General features: G+C 52.1%; 25 protein-coding genes. 14 read left to right on the forward strand and 11 right to left on the reverse strand.

What is annotated here, in order from left to right:
* The first annotated feature begins 43 nt into the window (after nucleotides 1-43).
* The 3 genes from bglX to idi are packed head-to-tail and all read left to right on the forward strand — an operon-like array spanning nucleotide 44 to nucleotide 3875.
* On the forward strand, nucleotides 44-2338 hold the full coding sequence (gene bglX / locus ABD035_RS12965; protein ID WP_343870662.1) for a beta-glucosidase BglX: 2295 nt from the start codon (nucleotides 44-46) through the stop codon (nucleotides 2336-2338).
* A 57-nt stretch (nucleotides 2339-2395) separates the two neighbouring features.
* Entirely contained in the window at nucleotides 2396-3268 is an 873-nt protein-coding gene (locus ABD035_RS12970) for an oxygenase MpaB family protein (protein WP_343870663.1), read from the forward strand.
* A 58-nt stretch (nucleotides 3269-3326) separates the two neighbouring features.
* On the forward strand, nucleotides 3327-3875 hold the full coding sequence (gene idi / locus ABD035_RS12975) for an isopentenyl-diphosphate Delta-isomerase (protein WP_343870664.1): 549 nt from the start codon (nucleotides 3327-3329) through the stop codon (nucleotides 3873-3875).
* A 29-nt stretch (nucleotides 3876-3904) separates the two neighbouring features.
* Here the strand turns inward: idi and ABD035_RS12980 are convergent, their stop codons facing one another.
* Nucleotides 3905-4009, reverse strand: coding sequence for a protein YohO (locus ABD035_RS12980; RefSeq protein WP_025902904.1), 105 nt, complete (start codon nucleotides 4007-4009; stop codon nucleotides 3905-3907).
* Nucleotides 4010-4071: 62 nt separating this feature from the next.
* Complete coding sequence (locus tag ABD035_RS12985) at nucleotides 4072-4839, reverse strand: MerR family transcriptional regulator (RefSeq protein WP_343870665.1); 768 nt, start codon at nucleotides 4837-4839, stop codon at nucleotides 4072-4074.
* A gap of 195 nt (nucleotides 4840-5034) precedes the next feature.
* Between ABD035_RS12985 and dinG the strand changes: the two genes are divergently transcribed.
* The 3 genes from dinG to rlmF all read left to right on the forward strand — a co-directional run bounded on the left by dinG (nucleotide 5035) and on the right by rlmF (nucleotide 9272).
* Nucleotides 5035-7245, forward strand: a complete 2211-nt coding sequence (dinG, locus tag ABD035_RS12990; protein WP_343870666.1) for an ATP-dependent DNA helicase DinG — start codon at nucleotides 5035-5037, stop codon at nucleotides 7243-7245.
* Between the two features lie 45 nt (nucleotides 7246-7290).
* Nucleotides 7291-8259: a DNA-binding protein YbiB gene (ybiB, locus tag ABD035_RS12995; protein ID WP_343870667.1), complete on the forward strand. Its 969-nt coding sequence runs from the start codon at nucleotides 7291-7293 to the stop codon at nucleotides 8257-8259.
* A gap of 77 nt (nucleotides 8260-8336) precedes the next feature.
* On the forward strand, nucleotides 8337-9272 hold the full coding sequence (rlmF, locus tag ABD035_RS13000) for a 23S rRNA (adenine(1618)-N(6))-methyltransferase RlmF (protein ID WP_343870668.1): 936 nt from the start codon (nucleotides 8337-8339) through the stop codon (nucleotides 9270-9272).
* Between the two features lie 49 nt (nucleotides 9273-9321).
* Here the strand turns inward: rlmF and dps are convergent, their stop codons facing one another.
* Both dps and rhtA read right to left on the reverse strand, forming a co-directional pair.
* A complete protein-coding gene (dps, locus tag ABD035_RS13005) occupies nucleotides 9322-9825 on the reverse strand; it encodes a DNA starvation/stationary phase protection protein Dps (protein ID WP_212713892.1) in 504 nt (167 codons plus the stop codon).
* Nucleotides 9826-9972: 147 nt separating this feature from the next.
* Nucleotides 9973-10881 (reverse strand): threonine/homoserine exporter RhtA, encoded by a 909-nt coding sequence (gene rhtA / locus ABD035_RS13010; RefSeq protein WP_212713891.1) that lies wholly within the window; start codon nucleotides 10879-10881, stop codon nucleotides 9973-9975.
* Between the two features lie 376 nt (nucleotides 10882-11257).
* Between rhtA and ompX the strand changes: the two genes are divergently transcribed.
* On the forward strand, nucleotides 11258-11770 hold the full coding sequence (ompX, locus tag ABD035_RS13015) for an outer membrane protein OmpX (RefSeq protein WP_212713890.1): 513 nt from the start codon (nucleotides 11258-11260) through the stop codon (nucleotides 11768-11770).
* A gap of 478 nt (nucleotides 11771-12248) precedes the next feature.
* Here ompX and ABD035_RS13020 read toward each other — a convergent pair whose 3' ends face one another.
* Nucleotides 12249-12458, reverse strand: coding sequence for a hypothetical protein (locus tag ABD035_RS13020; RefSeq protein WP_212713889.1), 210 nt, complete (start codon nucleotides 12456-12458; stop codon nucleotides 12249-12251).
* A 221-nt stretch (nucleotides 12459-12679) separates the two neighbouring features.
* Here ABD035_RS13020 and mntR point away from each other — a divergent pair, with 221 nt between their 5' ends.
* The 3 genes from mntR to ABD035_RS13035 all read left to right on the forward strand — a co-directional run bounded on the left by mntR (nucleotide 12680) and on the right by ABD035_RS13035 (nucleotide 16039).
* Entirely contained in the window at nucleotides 12680-13147 is a 468-nt protein-coding gene (gene mntR / locus ABD035_RS13025; protein ID WP_212713888.1) for a manganese-binding transcriptional regulator MntR, read from the forward strand.
* A gap of 648 nt (nucleotides 13148-13795) precedes the next feature.
* Nucleotides 13796-14194, forward strand: a complete 399-nt coding sequence (locus ABD035_RS13030; protein WP_212713887.1) for an H-NS family histone-like protein — start codon at nucleotides 13796-13798, stop codon at nucleotides 14192-14194.
* Nucleotides 14195-14446: 252 nt separating this feature from the next.
* Nucleotides 14447-16039: an ABC-F family ATPase gene (locus tag ABD035_RS13035; protein WP_212713885.1), complete on the forward strand. Its 1593-nt coding sequence runs from the start codon at nucleotides 14447-14449 to the stop codon at nucleotides 16037-16039.
* A gap of 63 nt (nucleotides 16040-16102) precedes the next feature.
* On the opposite strand, the gene ABD035_RS13040 is transcribed toward ABD035_RS13035, so the two are convergent.
* The 3 genes from ABD035_RS13040 to ABD035_RS13050 form a co-directional block, all read right to left on the reverse strand.
* Complete coding sequence (locus tag ABD035_RS13040; protein ID WP_212713884.1) at nucleotides 16103-16864, reverse strand: molybdopterin-synthase adenylyltransferase MoeB; 762 nt, start codon at nucleotides 16862-16864, stop codon at nucleotides 16103-16105.
* Nucleotides 16865-18103 (reverse strand): molybdopterin molybdotransferase MoeA, encoded by a 1239-nt coding sequence (gene moeA / locus ABD035_RS13045; RefSeq protein WP_343870669.1) that lies wholly within the window; start codon nucleotides 18101-18103, stop codon nucleotides 16865-16867.
* A gap of 398 nt (nucleotides 18104-18501) precedes the next feature.
* Complete coding sequence (locus ABD035_RS13050) at nucleotides 18502-18717, reverse strand: hypothetical protein (protein ID WP_343870670.1); 216 nt, start codon at nucleotides 18715-18717, stop codon at nucleotides 18502-18504.
* A gap of 329 nt (nucleotides 18718-19046) precedes the next feature.
* Between ABD035_RS13050 and ABD035_RS13055 the strand changes: the two genes are divergently transcribed.
* Entirely contained in the window at nucleotides 19047-20249 is a 1203-nt protein-coding gene (locus ABD035_RS13055; RefSeq protein ID WP_212713882.1) for a serine hydrolase, read from the forward strand.
* 45 nt (nucleotides 20250-20294) lie between these two features.
* Here ABD035_RS13055 and ybjG read toward each other — a convergent pair whose 3' ends face one another.
* The 3 genes from ybjG to ABD035_RS13070 all read right to left on the reverse strand — a co-directional run bounded on the left by ybjG (nucleotide 20295) and on the right by ABD035_RS13070 (nucleotide 23334).
* Nucleotides 20295-20900, reverse strand: coding sequence for an undecaprenyl-diphosphate phosphatase (gene ybjG / locus ABD035_RS13060; RefSeq protein ID WP_212713881.1), 606 nt, complete (start codon nucleotides 20898-20900; stop codon nucleotides 20295-20297).
* 305 nt (nucleotides 20901-21205) lie between these two features.
* Nucleotides 21206-22891: an aspartate:alanine antiporter gene (locus ABD035_RS13065; protein WP_212713880.1), complete on the reverse strand. Its 1686-nt coding sequence runs from the start codon at nucleotides 22889-22891 to the stop codon at nucleotides 21206-21208.
* 179 nt (nucleotides 22892-23070) lie between these two features.
* Complete coding sequence (locus ABD035_RS13070; RefSeq protein ID WP_025902886.1) at nucleotides 23071-23334, reverse strand: GrxA family glutaredoxin; 264 nt, start codon at nucleotides 23332-23334, stop codon at nucleotides 23071-23073.
* 164 nt (nucleotides 23335-23498) lie between these two features.
* Between ABD035_RS13070 and ABD035_RS13075 the strand changes: the two genes are divergently transcribed.
* The 3 genes from ABD035_RS13075 (at nucleotide 23499) to ABD035_RS13085 (ending at nucleotide 25194) form a co-directional block, all read left to right on the forward strand.
* A complete protein-coding gene (locus ABD035_RS13075; protein ID WP_212713879.1) occupies nucleotides 23499-23738 on the forward strand; it encodes a DUF1418 family protein in 240 nt (79 codons plus the stop codon).
* A 33-nt stretch (nucleotides 23739-23771) separates the two neighbouring features.
* The gene (gene nfsA / locus ABD035_RS13080; RefSeq protein WP_212713878.1) at nucleotides 23772-24494 is read left to right on the forward strand and encodes an oxygen-insensitive NADPH nitroreductase; all 723 of its coding nucleotides are present in this window, start codon (nucleotides 23772-23774) and stop codon (nucleotides 24492-24494) included.
* Between the two features lie 226 nt (nucleotides 24495-24720).
* A complete protein-coding gene (locus tag ABD035_RS13085; RefSeq protein WP_343870695.1) occupies nucleotides 24721-25194 on the forward strand; it encodes a YbjN domain-containing protein in 474 nt (157 codons plus the stop codon).
* The last annotated feature ends 226 nt before the right edge of the window (nucleotides 25195-25420 follow it).

Consider the following 25420-nt stretch of genomic DNA (forward strand, 5'->3'; position numbering starts at 1 on the left):
CTGTGCCGGTCCCTGACAGCTGCCCGTCTCTGAGAGCCTGACTATGAAATGGTTTTACCCGTTACTGGCGATAAGTTTTTCGATCCCTGCCGCATTGGCAGCCAGCCCCGCAGGCTCCGGTGTCCCGGATGAACAGGCACGGGATGCGTTTGTCACCCGGCTCCTGTCACAAATGACACTCAATGAAAAAATTGGTCAGCTCAGACTGATAAGCGTAGGCCCGGATAATCCGAAGTCTGCCATCCGTGACATGATCCGCCAGGGGCAGGTCGGGGCGATTTTTAACACGGTTACCCGACCGGATATCCGTGCGATGCAGGATCAGGTGATGCAGCTGAGCCGGCTGAAAATCCCGTTATTTTTTGCTTATGATGTGGTGCATGGACAGCGAACGATATTTCCTATTCCGCTCGGTCTGGCCGCCAGCTGGGATGTGAATGCGGTAAAAACCGTCGGCCGTATTTCAGCCTACGAGGCGGCGGATGACGGGCTGAACATGACATGGGCACCGATGGTGGATGTCAGCCATGAACCCCGCTGGGGCCGGATGTCGGAAGGATTTGGCGAAGATACCCTGCTGACTGCGCGGATGGGGCAGGCTATGGTGACCGCCATGCAGGGAACCAGCCCCGCCGACCGCTATTCGCTGATGACCACGGTGAAACACTTTGCACTCTATGGGGCCGTCGAGGGCGGACGGGAATATAACTCGGTCGATATGAGCCCTCAGCGTATGTTCCAGGAGTATCTGCCTCCTTATAAAGCGGCTCTGGATGCCGGCAGTGGCGGGGTCATGGTGGCACTGAACTCCATAAACGGGGTTCCCGCCACGGCCGATGGCTGGTTATTAAAAGATATCTTACGTCAGCAGTGGAAATTTAAAGGCATCACCATCAGTGACCATGGTGCCATTAAAGAGCTGATTCAGCACGGCGTCGCCAGTGACCCTGAGGATGCGGTCCGTATTGCTATTACGTCCGGCATTGATATGAGCATGAGCGATCAATATTACAGCCAGTACCTGCCGGGGCTGGTCAAAAGCGGGGCGGTCACCCTGGCGGAGATCGACGATGCTACCCGCCATGTTCTGAATGTGAAATATGATATGGGGCTATTCAGTGACCCTTACCGGCATCTCGGCCCGGCCAAAGATGACCCGGCAGATACCAATGCAGAAAACCGTCTCCATCGTCGTCCGGCCCGCGATGTCGCCGCTGAAACCCTGGTATTGCTGAAAAACCGGCTGGATATCCTGCCGTTGAAAAAGCAGGGCACGATTGCGCTGATCGGACCGCTGGCAGACAGTCAGCGGGATATTATGGGGAGCTGGTCAGCCGCCGGGGTGGCAGGCCAATCGGTGACCTTACGTCAGGGAATGGAAGAGGCTCTGCAGGGGAAAGCGACGTTACTCTATGCTAAAGGCTCAAATATCACGGACAACCCGCGGGTACAAAAATTTCTGAACAGCTATGAACCTGCGGTGACGGTAGATAAGCAATCCCCGCAGCAACTGATAGAGAATGCGGTCGATATGGCGCGTAAAGCCGATGTGGTCGTGGCTGCGGTCGGTGAATCTCAGGGGATGGCCCATGAAGCCTCCAGCCGCAGTGATATCCGTATTCCGCAGGCCCAGCGCCAGTTACTGGATGCCTTAAAAGCCACAGGGAAACCACTGGTGATCGTGCTGATGAATGGCCGGCCTCTGGATATCAGCCATCAGGCCGATCAGGCCGATGCGATTCTGGAGACCTGGTTTAGTGGTACGGAAGGGGGCCATGCCATTGCTGATGTGCTGTTCGGCGATGTGAATCCTTCCGGAAAGTTACCGGTAAGCTTCCCGCGCTCTGTCGGACAATTACCGATATATTATAACCATCTGCCCACCGGCCGACCGTATAACTATCTGCATCCTGATAAATATACTTCACACTATTATGACGCGATCAATGGTCCGCTCTATCCGTTTGGTTATGGCCTGAGCTACACCACCTTTACCGTCTCTCCGGTCACACTTTCAGCACCGGCTTTCAGTGCCGGAGGCAGTCTGCAGGCCAGCGTGACGGTAACCAACACGGGTAAACGGTCCGGAGCGACCGTGGTTCAGATGTACCTGAATGATCCGGTCGCCAGCCTTAGCCGTCCGGTCGAGGAATTAAAAGATTTCCGCAGAATACAGCTCGATGCAGGGCAGTCACAGCGTGTCAGCTTCAGGATTACCACGGACGAGCTTAAGTTTTGGGACCCGCAGATGCACTATGTGGCAGAACCCGGGAAATTTAATCTGATGATAGGACTGGATTCGGTCAGGACGCAGAAAACAGTCTTTACCCTGCGCTAATGTATCGCCGGCCTTGCGCCGGCGGTCTGTGTCCCCTGATGAGACGGCAGGAGAGGTATGATCCGTAACAGAATTGCCCGGCAGGTGTCGCGTCTTAACGGCTTGTCACTGAATGAGTTTGACCTCAGCCAGCCGCCCGGCGATCCGGGGTTATTCGGCCCGGGGAGTATGGTCTGGGAAGTTCATGGCGACTTTCCCTCCATGCTCTGTGGCGGGATAGCCGCGCTGCTTCTGCAGATGCAGCATCCGCTGGCACTGGCCGGCGTCCGGGATCATTCGGACTTTCGGACTGATTTGTTCGGGCGCTTGCGCAGGACCAGCCAGTTTATTGCGGTCACCAGTTTTGGTAACCGCCAGGATGCCTGCACTCTGATAGAGAAAGTGAAAAAAATCCATCGGTATGTCACCGGGAAAGACCCTCTGGGGCGGGAATACCGGGCAGATGACCCGGCGTTGCTGACCTGGGTCCATGTCGCCGAAACTTACAGTTTTCTTGCCGCTCACCTGCGCTACAAAAACCCGTTGCTGAGCCGTGAGGAACAAGACCGCTATTACCGGGAAGCGGCACTGACCGGACAGGCGCTGGGAGCCACGCATATTCCGGTGACAGTCACAGAAGTGGAGGAATATCTGCAGGCGATGCGGCCTCAGCTCTGTATTGATGAGCGAACCTGTGAAGTCAGCCGGTTACTTTTTTCGGCCCCGGCACCCTCTGTCGCAGCCCGCCCGGTCATGGATATTATGCTACGTGCCGGAGGCGATCTGCTGCCTGAATGGACATCGGTGCCTGGCAGGCCACCGGCCAGCCGCTTAAGGCGACAGATGACACGCTACAGTATGCAGGGGGTGGCGGCGCTGTTGCGCTGGGCAGTGACCGACGGGGCACGCGCTAAAGCGATACGCAGGGCAGCGTTATCGGCTGAGGGATGATGATTCACTGCATGCTGACAGCAGTGTATAATCATTAAAGATTTTTTAAGGAATTCTTATGTCAGCGATCGAAGTTATTCTTGTCGATAAAAACGATGCTCCGACAGGAAAAATGGAAAAACTGGAAGTGCATGAAAAAGGATTATTGCATCGCGCGGTGACCGTCTATGTCTTTAACCGCAAAGGAGAGTTTCTGCTCCAGCGTCGGGCGGCTAGTAAATACCATTGCGGAGGGTTGTGGAGCAATACCTGCTGCGGTCATCCTTTTCCTGGCGAAGGGACGCAGCAGGCGGCAGAACGTCGTTTACGTGAAGAAATGGGGCTGAGACTCTCTCTGCACCCGGTGTTCGAGATTAGCTACAACATGCCGTTACACAATGGTCTGACGGAACATGAATACGGGCATATTTTTTTCGGTATCACTGACGAGCCGCCGGTACTGAATATTGAAGAGGCTGATGCGTGGCGATACAGCAACGTGAAGGGACTGCAACGGGAAATGGCCGCCAGTCCTGAGCGCTTTACCCCCTGGTTTATTTATACGTTGTCAGAGGCGATTGCCCATCACCCCGCCTTCATGGCTGCGGACCCGCCTTGTGACTCCTGAAGACGGGGCAGGCCCGGAACTTACGGGGGTCAGGACCTGAGAATAATGGTATAGCCTACCAGCATCAGGCCGCCCATGCCCCCGACAGCCAGCAGCAGGAAAAGAAAGGTAATGCCGATTTTTTGCCAGTTCATGTCCGTGCTACTCCGTTAACAGAAAAAGAGACTCCCGGGCCGGGATGATCGGTCTGCACTCTTTACAGTAACGCGGCAGAGGAAGACGCTGACCCGTGAAGTGCTTCAATCTTATAACCACTCTCCTGCCATTCTGCCAGCAGATTTTGCTGTCCCCGGGTGAGTGGATTATCGGTCCATAAAAAGATTTGCATACGGGGTAACAGTTGCGGGTCAGTCAGCTTGAGTGGTTCAGCCAGCACCGTCACCCGCCAGTTTTGTTCTGTTAAACGCCAGCTTTCGAGCCACAGACGGAGGCGGTCACGGTTAGACCAGCCGATAAGCAGGGCATCTTCACCGGCACGTTTACGCGTGGCTGCCAGCGAAAAACTGACATAATCGATCAGAACACCGTCCAGTAAACTGCTCATATAGGCGGCCGTATGCTGGTTCAGCATCAGCCTCTGACGGACCGGAAGAAACACCTGGTCTATCAGTACGCCCGCCGGGTTATCTTTCCCGAGAGAATAAATCCACTGACGCAAGCGTGCCGGGTGATTATTCCGCAGCACAGACAGCAGTTCATCCTGACGTAATGCCCACTCACTGCAGGTCTCGGTAGCTTCTCCCTCCAGTAATGCTTTTACTTTGGCGGGCGGTAATCCGCTTTCAATCCAGCGTTTAATTTCCAGTATTTTCTGCCGGTCCGCTTCGCTGTAGAGACGGTGGCCACCGGGTGTCCGGTGCGGCGTAATCAGGCCATAGCGCCGCTGCCAGGCGCGTAAGGTGACCGGGTTAATGGCACAATCTCTTGAAATATCACCGATTGTGTAAAACTCAGACTGGGACATATCGTAGTTATCCTGACACAGATCCGGTAACTATTATAATCTAACATGCGCGATGAAAAAAACTGTTGCGTCCATCCCCGGCAGAACAATCGCACCGGACGACACAGTGAATTGCGGGCAAATTTACTCTCAGGACTGCCGTCAGGCGCCATACTGTGTAAAAATACAGGCTGATTCTTCTGGCAGATGGTCGTTATGGTTCTGACACCCGCATTAAAATTACAAATCGGTGAATGGTATAAGCTGCTACAGACACAGGTCGCCGATTTTATCCCCCGTCTGCCACAACGTCAGATGATTGCTGAAGTGGCAAAAACGCTGGCGGGGGAAGACGATCGTCATCTGGTGATTGAAGCGCCGACCGGTGTCGGTAAGACCCTCTCTTATCTGATCCCGGGGATCGCGGTTGCCCGATCAGCAGAAAAGAAACTGGTGATCAGTACGGCTAACGTCGCCCTGCAGGATCAGATCTTTGATAAAGATCTGCCGCTGTTAAAAAAGTTTATTCCGGACCTGACGTTTACGGCGGCCTTCGGGCGACGCCGGTATGTCTGTCCGCGCAACCTGGCATTCACCACGGCTGAACCGGACACGCAGGGAGATTTATTCCTCTATCTGGAAGAGTCAGCGGGGACCCGGCCAGCCATTTCCGGTGAACAGCAGCAACGGGAACAGAAGGTCTGTAGCCGGCTGGAAAGCTCCCTGAAATCCGGAGCGTGGGACGGACTCAGAGACCATTGTGATGAACAGATCGATGATTCGTTATGGTTACGGCTGTCGACCGATAAAAACAGTTGTCTGGCTCACCATTGCCAGTGGTATAAAGAGTGCCCGTTCTTCCTGGCTCGCAGGGAAATAGAGCAGGCAGAAGTGGTCGTTGCCAACCATGCCCTGGTGATGGCGGCACTGGAAAGTGATGCGGTTCTGCCCCCGGCGAAAGAGATGTTGCTGGTGGTCGATGAAGGACATCATCTGCCAGAAGTCGCGCGGGATGCACTGGAAATGAGCAGTGATATTTCACCCGCCGGCAGTGCGCTGCAGCTGGATCTGTTTATTAAATTTATCGGTACCCTGCGCAGCTGGTTTACCTTTAAATCGCCGCCGCCGCTGGCAAGCCCCGGAAGACTGGAAGAGCACTGTGGCGGGGTCCGGCAGTTAATGCAGGAAATGGCGGAAGAATTTATGCCGCTATTATCGGAGGTATCGCAGGGGAAGGCAGAACACCGCTTTATTCTGGGGGAATTACCGGAAGAAGCGACCGCACGCTGTCAGCAATTATTTAAACTCTGTGACGGGCTGCGCGGGTTATGTGAATATCTGATCAATGCCCTCGGTGAAATGACCGGCAAACAGGATATAGTCAGGATCCATCGGGGGTTATTACAGCTGAACCGTTTTCAGGGCTGGTTTGAATCGCTGAGTAAATTATGGTGGCTGGCGGGGCTGAACCAGTTGTCCGGGGCACCGGTATCAAAATGGCTGACGGCAGAATGGCAGGAAGAAAAATGTCATCTTTTTTTCCATTGCGCCGGTATCCGGGTCAGTGAGCAACTTGAAAAACTGTTATGGCGTAAAGTCCCCCACGTTATCGTGACCTCTGCAACATTACGCTCACTGAACAGCTTTCGCCGTTTCAGCGAAATGTCCGGACTGAAAGAGTCGGCCGGGGACCGCTTTGTTACCCTCGACTCTCCGTTTAATCATCTCAGTCAGGGAAAATTAGTGATCCCTGAAATGCAGTATGAGCCGCGACTGGCAGAGGAAGCGTTGCACATCGCTGAAATGGCGCGTTATTTCCGTCAGCAGGTCAAAGAGAAAAAGCATACCGGCAGCCTGGTGCTGTTTTCCAGTGGCCGGGCCATGCAGCAGTTCCTGGCCCATGTGACCGATTTACGGCTGATGCTGCTGGTGCAGGGGGATCAGCCCCGTTCCCGTCTGATCGCACTGCATCGGCAACGGGTCAGCGAAGGTCAGCAAAGTGTGCTGGTCGGGTTGCAGTCTTTCTCTGAAGGGCTTGATTTAAAGGGGGAACTGCTGACCCAGGTACATATTCATAAGATAGCGTTTCCGCCCATCGATAGTCCGGTGATCCTGACCGAAGGCGAATGGCTGAAAAGCCAGCAGCGTTATCCGTTCGAAATCCAGAGTCTGCCAGGCGCGTCCTTCACTCTGATACAGCAGGTGGGCAGGCTTATCCGTAGCCATCAATGCTTCGGCGAGGTGATTATTTATGACCGGCGATTATTGACCAAAGCCTATGGGAGCCGCTTACTGGCAGCCTTACCGGTTTTTGCTATTGAACGACCGGAAATTCCGCCCCCGGAATCGGAGCAGACTGTCAACCGTCGCGGAAAACTCTCCGCGGCACCGCGTAAGAAAGCGGTTACCCGTCGCCCTAAGCGTTAAATTTTACAGACCATGACCTTCAGTGATCACAGGCAGGAAAACAGGATGGATATCACCCGTATAGTTAAAGAAATCGGGCGGGGTAAAAATCACGCCCGCGATCTGGATGAGTCAACCGCCTATCAGCTCTATCAGGCAATGCTGAATGATCAGCTGGATCCGCTGGTCCTGGGTGCCGTATTAATTGCACTGAGGATCAAAGGCGAAAGTGAGGAAGAGATGCGCGGATTTTACCGCGCCTTGCAGGAGAAGTTACCCCCGCTGAAGCCACCGAAAAACCGGCCGATACCGGTCGTCCTGCCGAGTTATAACGGTGCCCGGCGTCAGGGAAATCTGACACCGCTGCTGGCCTTATTGCTCGAAAAAGCCGGTTTTCCGGTGTTTGTGCATGGTATCAGTCACGATCCGACCCGTGTCACCAGCGAAGCCGTTTTTGCTGAGCTGGGTATTCTTCCGGCGGGAAGTCCCGAAGAGGCACAATCATTACTCGACCAGGGCAATATTGCTTTTATGACCATCGACGGCTGGTGTCCGGCCCTGGCCGGTCAGCTGGCACTGCGCTGGCAGCTGGGATTACGTAACAGTGCTCATACACTGGCAAAACTGGCGACACCTTTTGCCCCGGCAGAAGGACTGCGTATTTCTGCCGTCTCGCATCCGGAATATATCGCGAAAGTAGCGACATTTTTTCATCAGTCAGACGCGCCGGCCTTATTACTCAATGGTTGCGAGGGGGAGGTTTATGCTAACCCGCAACGCGGACCGGCACTGTATTCAGTGGATGGCCGCCATCCGCTACCGGAATTGCTGAGTGAACGTCAGCCTGAAGCCAGTGTTTCTCTGCCATTGTCTAAATCGGCCGCAGATACTGCCCGCTGGATCTCGGCAGTGCTGGCCGGGGAGATCCCTGTCCCGCAACCTCTGCGATTACAGGTGGCCTGCTGTCTGGTGATCAGTGGACAATGTGCCGGTGTGGAGGAAGGGCTGGCCAGGCTCCGGGCCTGCGGATACTGATCCCCCGGAGATTTCCGGTCATGCGATGGCAGTTTTCGCCTGAGCTTACTAAGTCACGCAATAAATGATGAAACGGTATGATTAAAAAAAATAAAAAGACGACGCTGCATCCCCGCAACCGCTATCAGGGAAAATATGATTTACCTCTGTTGTGCGAACTCAACCCGCAGCTGAGTCAGTGGCTGACAACGACACCGGCGGGAACAACCTCAGTTAATTTTGCCGAGCCTGAGGCGGTCAAAGCGCTGAATCAGGCGCTGCTGAAGCAGTATTACGACATCAACTGGCAATTGCCGGAAGGTTTTCTCTGCCCGCCGGTGCCCGGAAGAGCAGATTACCTGCATTTTCTGGCAGATTTATTAGCCGCCGATCTGCAGGGCACGCTGCCGGCCAGCGCCGATGTTTTAGATATCGGGTGCGGAGCGAACTGCATTTACCCGCTGATTGGGGCGGCGGAATACGGATGGCGCTTTACCGGTTCGGAAATTAATCCGCAATCATTACGTTCCGCCAACAGTCTCATTGCGGCCAACCCCGGGTTACAGCGCCTTATCCGCCTGCGGCATCAGAAAAATGCGGGCAGGATATTCGGTGGCGTTATCCATAAAAACGATTTCTTCCATCTGACCCTCTGTAATCCTCCGTTTCATCATTCGGCGGAAGAATCGTTGCAGGGGAGTGAGCGTAAACTGAAAAACCTTGGGATAGATGAAGAAAAAGGGCTTAACTTTGCCGGACAGCACCATGAACTGTGGTGTGAGGGCGGAGAACGGGGCTTTATCGGCAATATGATCCGTGAGAGTCAGCAATTCTCGTCTCAGGTTGTCTGGTTCAGTACGCTGGTCTCAAAGCAGGAAAATATCAAGCCGCTGAGCGGGTTATTACGGGATGCCGGGGTGGAAGATTTGCGGGTTATTGAGATGGGACAGGGGCAGAAGCAGAGCCGTTTGCTGGCATGGAGCTATCTGACCCCTGAAAAGCGGGCGAAGCGCTTACGTCACCGTCCCGCCTGAGGCTTGCGGATATCACTCAGCAAGAGCGATATCCGCGACTGTTACTCAATTATTCGATGTTTGATTCGATAAACCACAGGAATTTATCCAGGTCGCGGGAGGCAGCAGTGAAGATGTCAGCAGTATCTTCATCCGGCACTTCGGTGATGGCTTTACGCACATCATTCGCGACCAGCGCATAACGCTCTGCCAGTGCATGCAGGTGTTCCTGTACGCTATGTGCATTCAGCGGATAGCTTTTCAGTGGGGTTTTATCGGCCACAACCTGTGGCGTGCCCAGAGCGATGCCCCCCAGTTGCACTACACGTTCTGCAACAATGTCCTGGTGGTCAGTAATGGTGGTACGGAAACCATCCAGCATTTCATGAACGCCAATAAAGTTTGCGCCACGCATATTCCAGTGCGCTTGTTTGGTGATCAGAGACAGATCAATGAGCTCAATCACTACGCGGTTCAGGATGCTGATGGTCGCCAGTTTGTCTTTATCGCTGACATCATTGCGGGTGTAAATCAGATCAGAAGCCTCAGTTTTGACCAGTTTCGCGGTACTCATAATATGATTTCCTCTCTTAGTCGATGTTGCCAGTTCGATATTGAATGTGCGAATAAGTATAGCAACTGCTGATGACTTTGCACGGTGGCGTAACCAATCGCTGTTATCGTTCTGAACAATGGCGAATAAGAGAGGGGAGGGCGGTCGTCAGGATTTCGCCGGTTTGACCCGCACACGTCGCAGTCGATTCTTCGGCGGTTGCATGGTTAACGTCGACCCCGCAGAGGCGATGATAATGGCAGATAACCCCAGCCATTGTGGCAGGTTCAATGTTTCTCCGAGGAAAATCAGTCCTGACATGGCCGCAACGACCGGCTCAAGACTCATCAGCGTACCAAAGAGTCTGGCGGGCAGGCGGGTCAGGGCCATCATTTCCAGAGAATAGGGGATAGCATTAGAAAGCAGGGCCAGCAGCAGGGCCAGCGGGATGATTTCCCAGTGCCATAAGCCACTGGCCGCAAAGGTCAGCCCCGCCGGGACATAAATGACTGAAGCAATCAGAGACCCCGCCGCCACGGTGGCTGCACCGTGTTCGATACCGGCTTTCCGGCCGAAGACGATATAAATCGCCCAGCAGGCCCCGGCACAAATCGCCAGTAAGGCCCCTAAGGGGTCGATATCTGAAATCCCGTGTTCCAGCGGCAGCAAAAAACCTAACCCGGTGACGGCGATAACTATCCAGAAAAAATCGGTCGGCCGCCGTGAGTTAGCCAGCGCAAGGGTCAGTGGCCCCAGAAACTCCAGCGCCACCCCGACCCCTAACGGGATGGTGCGTAATGCCAGATAAAACAACATATTCATCCCGCCAAGCGCCAGGCCATAAAAGACCAGCGGGCGACGCTGCTCTTTTTTGAAACGCAGACGCCAGGGCTTAAAGATTATCCATAGCATTATCGTCGACAGCCCTAACCGGAGTGCTGCCACCCCTGGCGCACCGGCTATCGGAAACAGATGTTTTGCCAGCGAGGCGGCCCCCTGTAGTGACATCATGGCAATTAATAACAGGGCGATCGGGAAAAGCAGGCTATTATTCTTTTTATTGTCGAGCGGGGACATCGGGAGAAATCCTGTATGAAAATAACGGAAGGTGATACTGCGCGGCAGTTTATCTGAATTAAGGATAAACGCACACTGATGTCTGAATAAAATGCTATGATTTTCGTTTATTTTTTAAGCATTTCTGAAGGGTTAGCCTGAAAATCTGTGCGATAAGTTTAGGAATATCCCTAAAGATCTAAAAAAGCACAAAATAATTACGGGGCTGTTACAGCCTCAAAACAGCTTAAAATCATAGGATTATAGATGACTGGTAACTTTCTGTTACACGAAACGATCTGTTAGACAATAAAATCAGGGCAGAGTTTCCCACTATTTTTTGCTATATTTTCGTCGTTGTCAGGAAATAAGAAGTCGTTTCACATTTGAGGTGATTATGAAAAAAATTGCATGTCTTTCAGCACTGGCTTGCGTTCTGGCAGTATCTGCTGGTTCAGCAATGGCACAAAGCACAATTACTGGTGGTTACGCACAGAGCGATTACCAGGGTGTTCTGAACAAAGCTAACGGTTTCAACCTGAAATACCGTTACGAAGATAGCTCTAACCCACTGGGTTGGATCGGATCTTTCACTTACACTGCGAAAAACCGTACTGTAGGTGACGACTACCAGAAAGGCCAGTACTATGGCTTCACCGGTGGTCCTGCTTACCGTCTGAACGACTGGGCTAGCATCTACGGTGTTGTTGGTATCGGCTACGGCAAATACCAGCTGAATGACCAGACTCAATACCATAAACAAGATACCAGCGATGTTGGTGTTGCTTACGGTGCAGGTCTGCAGTTCAACCCAATCGATAACTTCGCCGTTGATGTTGGTTACGAGCAGAGCCGTATCCGTAGCGTTGACGTCGGTACCTGGATTGCAGGCGTAGGTTACAGCTTCTAATCTCGCCCGACACATCCTGTGTATATCAAAAAACGGCCCGACAGGGCCGTTTTTTTTTAGGCTCAAGCGGTTAACCCCGCGCTGTTCTCTGTCGGCCGCCGTTCCTGCCGCAGAAATACCGTCGTTTTGTTTTGTCCCGCGGGAAAATGACCGGCGTCTCTTCCGCACCTTATACATCATTATGCTCCGGGCCGCATCCGGCCATTGCCTGGCGTCTCTTTTACTCTGTCAGGGACAACACCGTATCCCGGTAGCAGATGATACAGGCCGGACTATTGTGTCGTTTTAACTGGCTCCTGAACCAGGGAACCGTTAGTGGACCCGGGTTTTGCGTAAGGACGCTGCGTGTTCGACAGCCCGTCCATGGCGCGGGCCGGTTTGACTGAATGACTCTTCATAAGCCGCTGATGAACAGTACAGAACCCCTGCCTGTGACAGGGGAGAGTGAGGGCCGTGGAGGGCGTTATCTCAGAATCAATTAGTCGTGTAAATGGCAGGAAAAAATCACCGCAGGCTTAATCGTTGTCGTGCGGCGGGTCAGACGCTCCAGCAGAAGCTCTGCCAGCATCAACCGCAACCGGAAGGGAGAATGGCGCAGTAAGCATGCAAGCAGAGCCGTTTTACTGAACCCATCGACGCTGGTCTTCAGATGACGCTGACAACCTGTGCAGTGCGTTGTGCATTTCATATATAACCCCCTTGCGGAAACAAACCCGGTGTATCGGGAAGAAGACCGGTATCAGTCAGAACGTATCAATACGTTATTCTTACTGACAGGTATAGCATTGGCTATATGATTTAGCCATGGCTATTCAGGAAAAATTTGAGCTTCTTCTCAGCTGGTTTACAATGTGCAGCAGATTACCGGCATCTATTCAGTGATTGCCTGGGTCATAAAGAGGAAGTTGAATGAATCATCGAGCGAAAAATACGGTTTCCCGGCCGGGGCCTATTAAAGATGTCGAAGAACATGTTGAAGGGTTCCGGCAGGTCAGAGAGGCTCATCGCCGTGAACTGATCGATGATTATGTTGAATTAATCTCAGATCTGATCCATGAATTTGGCGAGGCCCGCCAGGTGGATATGGCTGCCAGACTGGGGGTATCGCAGCCGACGGTTGCCAAGATGCTGAAGAAGCTGGCCAGTACCGGTCTGGTAGAACAGGTGCCTTACCGCGGCGTTTTTCTGACGGCGGAAGGTGAAAGCCTGGCGGAACAAAGCCGGGAGCGTCACCATATTGTAGAAAACTTTTTGCTTTCTCTGGGCATCAGTGCCGAAATAGCACACCGGGATGCCGAAGGTATTGAGCATCATGTCAGTGATGAAACGCTGGAGATATTCAGAGCTTTTTATCAGTCATCGACCCGTAATATCTGAATCAGATATCAGGATCCTGCCTCTGTGAGTCTGCCGGGGCGGGCGGGCAGCCCCGGTTTATTACAGAATGGTGGCCGGGGGGAAACAATGTTTCCCATTATTTTCTTCTGACCGTTTACTGCAGTTGATTATACCTCTCTGATTTACCGATAATTACGCGTTACAGGTTATGTTGTAACCACCGTAAGTCTTCCGCCTTTACCGGGAATATCACTGTCACTGGTGGGGGAATAATTTAATCGTGCAGAATCGTGACTGATAGCGTTAATCCTTCGGTATTGCAAACGATTACCTGCAAAATCAGATTATTCACTGAGAGTGCTAATTATAATCCCGTTTTTTTTATACTGTCATAAGTTGATTAGAAAAGAAGATTTAAGTAATTAAACGCATCCGGAGGTCACGATTATCTTTTCCGGAAGTTTCCTCACGGGGATGGGCTTTCGGAAGTTACGTTGCCATCGGCGGGTGTTCACGGATAAATCATCCCACTGTTAAGTTGTCGTTAATTTTTATTCAAGGTGTAACCGATAATGCTAAATTAAGCATTAATATTATATAATCAGGACCAGGCTATTTATTTTTTTATTTAAATTAGGTAATCTCAGCGACACTGTTAATTGTACCCGGTTAAGCAAGGAAAATATGATGAGTGATGCATTTAAAGTTCTCAACAACATTCGTACTCTGCGCGCTCAGGCACGTGACCTGGCATTGAGTGATCTGGAAGAAGTTCTGGAAAAACTGACTGTCGTAGTTAATGAACGCCGCGAAGAAATTGAAGCTGAACAAGCGATGAATCGTGAGAAAGAAGAAAAACTCACTAAGTACCGTGAAATGCTGCTGGCAGACGGTATCGATCCTAACGAATTAATCGGTGCTGCTGATGTCAGCAAGAAACGTGTGAAACGTGCACCACGTCCGGCGAAATATAAATACACCGATGAAAATGGTGAAACTAAATCCTGGACCGGTCAGGGCCGTACACCTGCAGCTATCAAAAAAGCACTGGACGAAGGCAAAAGCCTGGATGACTTCCTCATCTAATCCGCTGTAAACTCCTTGTTAGTGGGAGAGCCAGTGACGTATTGTTACTGGCTTTTTTGCTTTTAACGAGTAATCTACCAGGCTATATAAATTAGCCGCCCCGGCACCACAGGTAAGGGACCTGTCCAGCGTACAGGTCATACAAGGATGCTTTAATTGCCGGGCTTGCAACAGGTTCCACCACGCTATGCCAGCCATTGTGGCTGCTGGCATATTTTTTTCCTGAGTTTGATTCATTGATAAGGCTATCCCGTGTTAGTAACCAGTAATGTGACGATGCAGTTTGGCAGTAAGCCATTGTTTGAAAATATCTCTGTAAAATTTGGCGGAGGGAATCGTTATGGTTTAATTGGTGCCAACGGCAGCGGTAAGTCGACGTTTATGAAAATCCTTGGGGGCGATTTGCAGCCATCGGCAGGTAACGTCTCTTATGATCCTAATGAGCGGATTGGTAAATTACGCCAGGATCAGTTTGCTTTCGAAGAGTTTACGGTACTCGATACGGTCATTATGGGCCACACCGAACTCTGGGAAGTAAAAAAAGAACGTGACCGCATTTATTCTTTACCTGAGATGAGTGAAGAAGAAGGTTATAAAGTCGCTGATCTTGAAGTGCTGTATGGTGAAATGGATGGTTATACTGCGGAGTCAAGGGCAGGGGAACTGTTATTAGGCGTTGGCATTCCCGTAAGCCAGCATTACGGTTTAATGAGTGAAGTTGCTCCGGGCTGGAAATTGCGTGTGTTATTAGCCCAGGCACTGTTCTCTAACCCGGATATATTGTTGCTCGATGAACCGACCAACAACCTGGATATTGATACTATCCGCTGGCTTGAGCAGGTTCTGAACGAGCGTAACAGCACCATGGTCATTATTTCACACGACCGTCACTTCCTGAATATGGTGTGCACGCATATGGCGGACCTGGATTATGGTGAGTTACGTGTCTATCCCGGAAATTACGACGAGTATATGACCGCGGCGACCCAGGCCCGGGAACGTCTTCTGTCTGACAATGCGAAGAAGAAGGCCCAGCTTGCAGAACTGCAATCATTCGTCAGTCGCTTTAGCGCGAATGCGTCCAAATCCCGTCAGGCAACATCACGTGCCAAACAAATGGATAAAATTAAGCTGGATGAAGTTAAAGCTTCCAGCCGCCAGAATCCATTTATGCGTTTTGAACAAAATAAGAAACTGTTCAGAAATGCACTGACAACAGAAGCATTAACTAAAGGCTTTGATAAAGGCCCGCTGTTCAATAAGCTGAATCTGTTACTTGAAGTGGGTGAGAAAGTGGCCATTATTGGTGCGAATGGTATCGGTAAAACGACATTGCTGAAAACACTGATGGGTGAGCTGACGCCGGATAATGGGAGTATTAAATGGTCTGAAAATGCGCAGATCGGTTATTACGCGCAGGACCATGCCTCTGATTTTGCAAATGACCTGACGGTTTTTGACTGGATGAGCCAGTGGAAACAGGAAGGGGATGATGAGCAGGCGGTACGCAGTATTCTGGGTCGGTTACTTTTCTCTCAGGATGATATTAAAAAGCCTGCGAAAGTATTATCCGGGGGGGAAAAAGGCCGCATGTTATTCGGTAAACTGATGATGGAAAAACCGAACGTGCTGGTGATGGATGAGCCGACAAACCACCTGGATATGGAGTCTATCGAATCCCTGAATATGGCACTGGAGATGTACGAAGGTACGTTGATTTTTGTCTCTCATGACCGTGAATTCGTCAGCTCGCTGGCAACACGTATTATTGAGCTCAAACCGGAAGGGGTCACAGACTTCTCCGGAACCTACGAAGATTACCTGCGTAGCCAGGGCATTGTGTAAACAGGGCATTCTGTAAACGCCTGTCATGTGAAAACGGTTGTCTGTGTACAGACAACCGTTTTGTTATGCAGGGTCGGTACCGCAAACCTCACAGAGCGGATCACGCCGGACACTGAACTCCCTGAAGCGGGTTACCATGGCGTCTATCAGTAACAGCTTGCCACGCGGACTTTCCCCGTAGCCGGTCAGGACCTTCAGTGTTTCCATGGCCTGCATCGTTCCTACCATTCCTGCCAGCGGAGCCATTATCCCGGCTTCGACACAGCTAAGCCCCTGATCGCCAAATAAGCGGCTGATACAACGATAACATGGCTCGTCGTCGTGCCAGCGAAACACCGAAAGCTGACCTTCCATACGAATAGCCGCCCCGGAAATCAGCGGGATTTTATGGCGGTAGCAGGTACGGTTCAGGAGTTCACGGGTGGCAACATTATCGCTGCAGTCCACCACCGCATGATGATACTTCACCCGCTCATCCGCATTCTCTTCGGCTAATGGCTGGTCATCTGTAATGAGCCTGACAAAGGGATTCAGCTTTGCCAGGCCGTTAAGCGCAGAGACGGTCTTTGGCATGCCCAGCGTTTCATCATTATGCAGGATCTGTCGTTGCAGATTAGAGACTGAGACAGTATCAAAGTCACACAATGTTATTTCGCCGACCCCCGCGCTGACAAGGTAAGGGGCAACAGCACAGCCTAAACCTCCCAGTCCGACAATCAGTACCCGGGAAGCTTTTAGCTGTTCCTGCCGCTCAAAATCAAAATCTTTCAGTACGATTTGCCGGTTGTAGCGGAGGATTTCTTCATCGCTGAGAGTCACGTCCATTCAGTCGTCCAGCAGGTAATTAAAGGGTTCAATCCGGACGGTTTCCCCTTGCTGAACATCGTTCCGTTCACGTTCCAGCACAATAAAGCAGTTGGCTTTCATAAATGAACTGAACACATGCGATCCCTGATGTCCTGCCGGAACGACCTGTAACCGGCCCTCAGCATCGGCGGAATAATATCCGCGCTGAAAATCCATCCGCCCCGGAGTCTTACGGATAAAGCTCCCGGCAGTTGCCTGCAGTAAGGCTGAGGCTTCTTTGTGGTTAAGGCCCATCAGGGTGTTTAGCATCGGCTGAACCAGTTGACAGAAGGTGACCACGGCGGAGACCGGGTTACCCGGCAGGCCACAGAACCAGCTTTCAGACAGACGGCCAAAAGCGAAAGGCTTGCCCGGTTTCATCGCCAGTTTCCAGAAGGTCACAGATCCTAAGGCCTCAAGCATATCCCGTGTGTAATCGGCTTCACCGACCGACACGCCCCCGGTACTGATGACAACGTCTGCCTGACGGTCCGCTTCTTCAAAGACCTGACGAAGTAATTGCGGATCATCGGCAACGATCCCTAAATCCACTACCTCACAACCCATTTTTTCGAGCATAAGACGAATGGCAAACCGGTTTGTGTCATAAATCTGCCCTTCCTGTAACGATTCACCGACCGGGACCAGCTCATCGCCGGTAGAAAAAATCGCAACACGCAGCCGGCGCAGCACGCTGATTTCTGCAATCCCCAGCGAGGCCAGCAGCGGAAGCGATGTCACACCCAGCCGGACGCCCGCATCCAGTACCGGTTGCCCGGCACGGATATCTTCACCGGCGCGGCGAATATTTTGTCCCGATGCGACATCGGCAGTGATCACGATACCGTCTTCGCGGGTGTCGGTCTGTTCCTGCATCACGACGGCATCGGTGCCCGGTGGCACCGGCGCACCGGTCATGATCCGGATAACGCTGCCCTGTGGCCATTCGCCGGTAAAGGGTTTACCGGCCAGCGCTTTTCCGGCAACGGCAAGCGGGGTGCCAGGTGACCGCAGGTCAGAGAGGCGAACGGCGTAACCATCCATTGCTGAATTATCAAAACCCGGCACCGCAATCGGGGAGATCACCGGTCCGGCAGTAATACGACCTGTGGCATCATTCAGTGCAAGACTGAGTTTGTCCCGAATCGGGGTCAGAGGACGCTGAATGAGTTGTAATGCTTCTTCCGGAGAAATCAGTCCGGAGGTAAAAGGTTCCATAATGGCTCCTGCCTTAGTGAGTGCTATCAGAGCATCGGGCAGTGCGGGATCACGCACGCCGATCAGTACAGAGATTAGGGGGAGAATAGCATTTTAAACCTCTGTCGGGACCAAAAATCGTGCCGCTGTTCTCCGTGAATGTTACCGATACTCCGCTGATAACAAGCCTGCCAGCCCGCCTGTGCGGTCAGTCACGTGACTTCCGCGCAGAAGGCTCAACATAGCGTCCGTCTGCAGGGTGAATGTAATATCGCTGCGCCTGCAGGCTGCCGATGATGATGACTCTGGTATCAATGTCCCGGGATGGAGTGAGTGCCGGTGCTCTTCCGGTGGGAAAATTCACGCCTTAAAGCGACAACCTGCTCAGTCCGAAAAAACTTGTTGTGCATGATCATTCGTCAGCGGGTATCTGAGATTAAGGAGCCTTCTCCACGCGTACCGGAAGTATTTTCGCTACGGTCATCGCTATTCGGGTCATCATAGGGGATGGCTTTATTGTCGGCAGACGGGATAAACCGGTGGATACTCTCCGGTATTTCTGTATGACTCTTACGGGTGGCCTGATTTCGGCAGCACGGCGGCATGCGACTATGATCTACATTCGCCCGCGTCATCCGTCATACCATTTTTAGTGCCAGGGACTGACAGGGGCACGGTTTCCTGCGGGAAATGTGTGCCCCGGAAAGACGGTCAACAGTAAATAATGGTGGTGAAGTATACAACCACGGGGTGCTTATGCTATTGATAGTATCGGGAACGAAATCAGTAGATTAAATTGTCAATCTGCACCGTTCTGCAAGGCGCCTGTTACTGTAAAGACCGGGAGCCTTTACATCCTGGTGAGTGTCTTACCGGTTTAACAACATTGGGGTTCCGGTTGCGAAGGTCAGTTCAGTCACCTGTCTATACGTTATATTTTTGAGCAAACAAGGACGGACTGTTAATGGTACATCAAACACGTCACTTTTCCCGATCCCGTGCGGTAATGGTTGCGCTGCTGCTGGTGGCACCGGCAATGAGCTACGCTGAGCAACCCTCTGATGCCCCGGCGTTAGATGCGAAGGCATGGATCCTGATGGATTATGCCAGCGGAAAGGTTCTCGCTGAATCTCATGCCGATGACCGGCTTGACCCGGCCAGTCTCACCAAAATGATGACCAGTTATGTGGTGGGGCAGGCATTAAAAGACGGTAAAATTAAGTCCACCGACATGGTCTCCATTGGTCAGGATGCCTGGGCAACGGGGAATCCTCAGCTGCGCGGTTCGTCACTGATGTTTCTGAAACCCGGTGATCAGGTGTCTGTCTCTGACCTGAACAGGGGAATTGTTGTTCAGTCAGGAAATGATGCCTGTATCGCGCTGGCGGACTATGTCGCCGGCAGTCAGAGTGCATTTATTGACCTGATGAATAACTATGTCAAACGACTGGGACTACAGAATACCCATTTCTCCACCGTGCACGGACTGGATGAACCGGGTCAGTACAGCACTGCACGCGATATGGCGTTAATCGGTCAGGCACTGATCCGTGATGTGCCGCAGGAGTATGCGTTAAACCAGGAAAAAGAATTTACGTTTAATAAAATCCGCCAGCCTAACCGTAACCGCCTGTTGTGGAGTACCGATCTGCATGTCGATGGGATAAAAACAGGCTATACCTCAGGCGCAGGGAATAACCTCGTTGCTTCGGCGACTGCCGGTGATATGCGACTTATTTCTGTGGTTCTGGGCGCGAAAACCGATGCCAGCCGCTTCCGTGAAAGTGAGAAGCTGCTTAACTGGGGCTTCCGTTTCTATGAGACCGTGTCTCCGCTGAAATCGGACAAACCTTTTGTGCAGCAACGGGTCTGGTACGGAGATAACCGGATGGTTAATCTGGGGGTAATCAATAACACCGCCGTGACCATTCCCCGCGGACAGATCAACAACCTGAAAGCGTCCTATACGCTTAACTCACCGGTACTGGAAGCTCCGCTAACCCGCGGTCAGGCCGTGGGGACGGTTAATTTTCAGCTGAACGGTAAAACGATTGAGCAGAAACCTCTGGTGGTGATGGACGAGGTCAAAGAGGGCGGCTTTATCAGTCGGATCTGGGACTTTATCAGCCTGCAGATCAACACGTTGTTTAAACGCTGGTTTGGCTAAACTTACCGGCCGGGCGACGGGGTTACCGTCGGCCCGGCCAGGTTATCAGTGACGCACCCAGCCTTTTTTAATTAACGGGCCGAACACAAAACGATAGACATCGCTGGCGAAAGACAGAAAACGGTCGCCATAAATACTCCACCCCAGCTGTGATGCCACGCAACCGAGCATCCCGACCAGAAATCCTCCCAGCATATCCAGCGGCCAGTGAACCCCCAGATACACCCGTGACCAGGCGATAGCGATACCGATGGCCAGTAATACGACACCTGACCAGAGTCTGTGCCAGAAGATAAAGGCCAGCGCAAAGGTAAAAATAATGGTGCCGTGATCGCTCGGGTAGGAGCCATCTGCACTGTGACTCAGAAACTGATAGCCCAGGCCGACAACAAAAGGTCGCGGATGAGGATAGAAAAAGGCCACCACGGTCGCTATGGCCAGCGCGTAGATCAGTGCCGTGCCGGTTTTCAGTACCAATACCCGCTGCCGGGAAACCTGGTTGTCCGGGCCCCATAACCACAAGCCGACAATCAGTAGCGGAACAATGGCAATCAGGTCTCTGGCGAAAAACAGTGCCAGTTGAATCAGTGCGTGAGGGGAGTCGGGTGTGGCATTAATCCATAGAAACAGAATGTGATTCAGGTGTTCCATTGTTTTGAGCGATCCTTATGGGCAGTCAGCGCGGGCAATTTGTCACTAATTGACGTAAAGCATACAGAGAAGAGCTTAAGATTTGCTTAACAGGATAAAACAACGTCATAAAAAGTAAATAATCCGGTTCTTATTTCTTGTGTATCTGTGCGTTAACACCTGTAACGCACAAAGCGTTAATGTGGCAGCCGCGGATGATGAAGGGAAAAATAGAGAATAAAAACAGTGGACTACTGTGTTATGGCGGGGTAAGCAAAGGCACCCGTCGTGAGGCAGGGTGCCTGAAGAGCTCGCGGCGGGAAGCGTCAGTTAATCAGTGGCCAGATAAGCACAATCAATGTCCCGGCCAGGGTCAGCAATACGTTTGCGATGGCATACGTCCCGGCATATCCCAGTGCGGGAATGCTGCTGCGTGCGGTATCAGAAATGATTTCCATCGCCGGTGCACAGGTTCTTGCCCCCATTAATGCCCCGAACAACATGGCTCTGTTCATCCGCAAAAGATACGCCCCCACCAGGTAGGTGATCACCACCGGAATAAGACTGACCAGCAGACCGCAGGCCAGCATTTCAAGCCCGTCTCTGCCTAACCCCTGATTAATTCCGCTACCGGCACTCAGCCCGACGCCGGCCATAAATACCATCAGCCCGAACTCTTTCACCATCGTCAGGGCACCCTGCGGGATGTAACCGAAAGTCGGGTGGTTAGCCCGTAAAAAGCCCAGCAGAATGCCTGCAAACAGTAATCCGGCGGCATTACCGATGCTGACATTAAAATTACTGAACTGGAAAGTAATCATCCCTATCATCAGCCCGACAATAAAGAAGGCACAGAAGGCCAGTAAATCGGTCACCTGGCTATGGATCGCGATAAAGCCAATCCGATCGGCAATACTTTTTACCCGTTTGGCCTCACCGCTCACCTGCAGGATATCGCCTTTGTTCAGCAGGATTTCATCATCTATCGGCATTTCTATCTGGTTACGGATCACGCGGTTCAGAAAGCAGCCATGATCTGTCAGTCTTAATTTACCCAGTCTTTTATTCACGGCATTGTGATTTTTCACCACAATTTCTTCGGTCACGATACGCATATCGAGGAGATCGCGATCGAACACTTCCTTGCCGTGGCGGAAGCTGGGATCCAGCCTGGCGTGTGCATCCGGATATCCCACCAGAGAGATATCGTCACCTTGTTGCAGTACTGCATCCCCGTCGGGATTAGCCAGAATACCATTGCGACGGATCCGCTCTATATAGCATCCGGTATGACGGTAAATCCCCAGTTCCCGGAGGTTCTTACCGCCGGTCCATTCGACCAGTTCCTGGCCCACACGATAAGCCCGGATCACCGGTAAAAAGACTTTACGCTGGCTGTCTGCATCCAGTCCCCGTTCACGGGCAATCTGTTGCGCGCTGGTAGGTAAATCCTGGTGCTGTAGTCGCGGCAGGTAGCGGGCACCGAGAATAAGACTGACCAGTCCCACCAGGTAGGTCAGGGCATATCCCAGGCTCAGATGATCCTGCATCAAATTCAGCTTACTGCCCTCTGTAACACTTTGGCGTAGCGTGTCACCGGCGCCGACCAGAACCGGAGTGGAGGTCATTGAGCCTGCGAGCATACCTGCCGTCAGTCCGATATCCCAGTGGAATAACCGGCCAAGGCCGAGTGCCAGCACCAGTGCAGTAACCACCATCACCAGTGCCAGCATAAAGTAGTTCTTACCGTCACGGAAAAAGATAGAAAAGAAGTTAGGCCCGGCTTCCACGCCGACACAGAAGATGAACAGCATAAACCCGAGGCTCAGTGCATCGGTATTAATAGAAAAGTGTTGTTGTCCGAGCAGTAAAGACATGACCAGTACCCCGATAGAACTACCTATCTGGATACTCCCGAGGCGGAGTTTACCCAGGCATAGCCCGAGAGAAAGGACGACAAATAATAACAAAACGTCATTGGAGCTCAGGAGGTTGGCGACGTTAATATTCACAAATTGGCTTCTTATCCGCAAAGGAACGAGATGAGTAAATACCTCTGAACGCTGGCGCTCAGCGGCAGATATAAAGTCAGCATTCTAAACGCATTTTCGGCAACAGACTATGACGGGAACATGAAAAAACCGCAGGAAGGATAACGCGCCCGGGAAGCGGCGCGCATATTGCAGAGAGATTACTGAAACAGACCCAGGTGCTCTTTGGCATAGGCTTCAAATTCGGTAAAACCACCGACATGTTGCTGATCAAGGAAAATCTGCGGTACGGTTTCTACCGGTTTACCGACGGTTTTTTCCAGGTCAGCTTTGGTGATCCCTTCCGCATGGATATCGATGTAGCGGTAGCTGAAGTCTTCGCGATCTTCGGTTAACTTTTCGGCAAGGTCTTTAGCGCGAACACAATAAGGGCAGCCCGGACGACCAAAAATAACTGCAAACATGGCACTCTCCTGAGTGATTTAGAGAAAAACAGATAACAAGCCACTATGATGCCTGTCTTCAGTATGAAAGGAAAACAGGAAATCCCTGTTGCTTTGAATGTTACTATCAATCGACAACGACTGGCGATGCCGGGCGCACAACCGGTTAACAGGAATATAAAGAGATGTCTGATACTACACGCCTGCCGCGATACCTGATTATTGCCGAACTTGCCGGAGGTGTTCTGGTGCTGCTGTCGATAGTGCTGATTAACAGCCACGGCCGCCTGACCGGGGGAGAGGACAGCCACATGCTGGCAAAAATCAGTCTGACAGCCGGTATCCTGCTGATCCTGCCGGCAGTGATCACACTGGGTTACCGTACGCTCCGGGCGATACTGGCGAGTTCACCGGCAAAGAAATAATACCCCTCTAACTGCAACAGAAAGGAGATACTTATGACCCCGACGATCGACCTGTTACGCCGGCATCGTTCAATCAGGGCGTTTACTGACCGTCAGATCAGTGATGAAGAGCGTCATGCGATCTTTTCGGCAGCTCAGTCCGCCTCCACCTCCAGTTTTTTACAGTGTTCATCTATCATCCGGGTGACGGATCCGCAAAAGCGAAATCGTTTGTCCGAACTGGCGGGGCCTCAACCCTGGGTGAGTGAGGCGGCGGAGTTTTGGGTCTTTTGTGCTGACTTTAACCGCCACCAGCAGATCTGTCCTGAGGCCGGGCTGGGACTTGCGGAGCAGTTATTGTTGGGTTGTGTCGATACGGCGCTGATGGCGCAGAATGCGATGGTGGCTGCGGAGTCACTGGGGTTGGGCGGTGTCTTTATCGGCGGTTTGCGCAATCATCCTCATGAAGTGACCGATCTGCTCTCATTACCGCGTTTTGTGTTGCCTCTGTTCGGGCTGTGCCTGGGCTGGCCGGATGCCGACCCGGAGGTGAAGCCCCGGTTGCCGCTGAGCCTGCTGGTGCACGAAAACAGTTATCAGCCGATGGATAGTCAGGTGCTGGCCGGCTATGACCAGCACATTCAGGAATACTATCAGCAGCGGGGCAGTAATAGCCGCCAGGAAAGCTGGAGTGAGATGATCCAGCGTATGATTGTCAAAGAGAACCGGCCGTTTATGCTGGACTTCCTGCATCAGCAAGGCTGGGCGACACGTTAACGTGTGATTCAGCTCCGCTTCGCAAGGACACCCCTGCGCCACGGAATATTTTCCTCCGGGGGGCAGGGGGAGTGATAAATACAACAGTTAACAGATTTTCGGGCGCTGAGGATCACAACACCGGCAAATGTTGCGTTACAGGGCGACGAAATTATTCACCGGTCATAGCGTTACAGGGGATTTTTGCGTAATCTGTTGCGCCTGATGATTAAGCCGGAAAAAAATGATGGACGCTCTTGTCACACCTGACCTTGAAATGCTGCGCGACTGGATGGATAAAACCACGATTGACTGGTTTGAATGTGGCAGCTGTCAGGCTCTGCACTTATCTGCAATGCAGAACATTGATGGGGTGTTTGATGCAAAACTGGATATTATCGACAATGTGATTCTGGTGACCGTGAGTGCCGAAGTCAGATCGTCAGCACTGCTTACGCTGGTGGGGGAAATTTCCCAAATCAATGCCAGTTCGCTGACGGCAAAATGTTTTCTGGATATTCAGGATGACAGTTTACCCAGGCTCATCATCTGTCAGTCCCTTAGCATCGGCAATGGCCTGGCCTTATCCCAGTTCTCCTTTTTTATGCAGCAGAGCGAAGAGCAGTTATCCATGATCATCATGGAGCTGGCGGCTAACCATTTACTGGTCACCGCTGAAAACAGTGCTTCCCTGCATACTGCACAACCGCTGTTACACTAAAGCTCTGCGCGCAGGGGGCATTCCATTGTCATGGACCGTCCGGCCCGCCGCCCCGGATCCCGGCTCCGCAGTTTTTTTGCGGGCAGGCAGTCTGTGCACGAATCTCCCCGGCCTGCGGAAAGCCTGCCTCGATAGAATAAGCTGAATCTTCAGAGCTGCCAGTCGCGGGGAGGCAGTCTGTGCACGAGTCATGCTGCTATGGGTCTAAGGGTCCGGCGGCTATTCA

The organism is Tatumella terrea, assembly GCF_039523755.1.
GTDB lineage: Bacteria > Pseudomonadota > Gammaproteobacteria > Enterobacterales > Enterobacteriaceae > Tatumella > Tatumella terrea.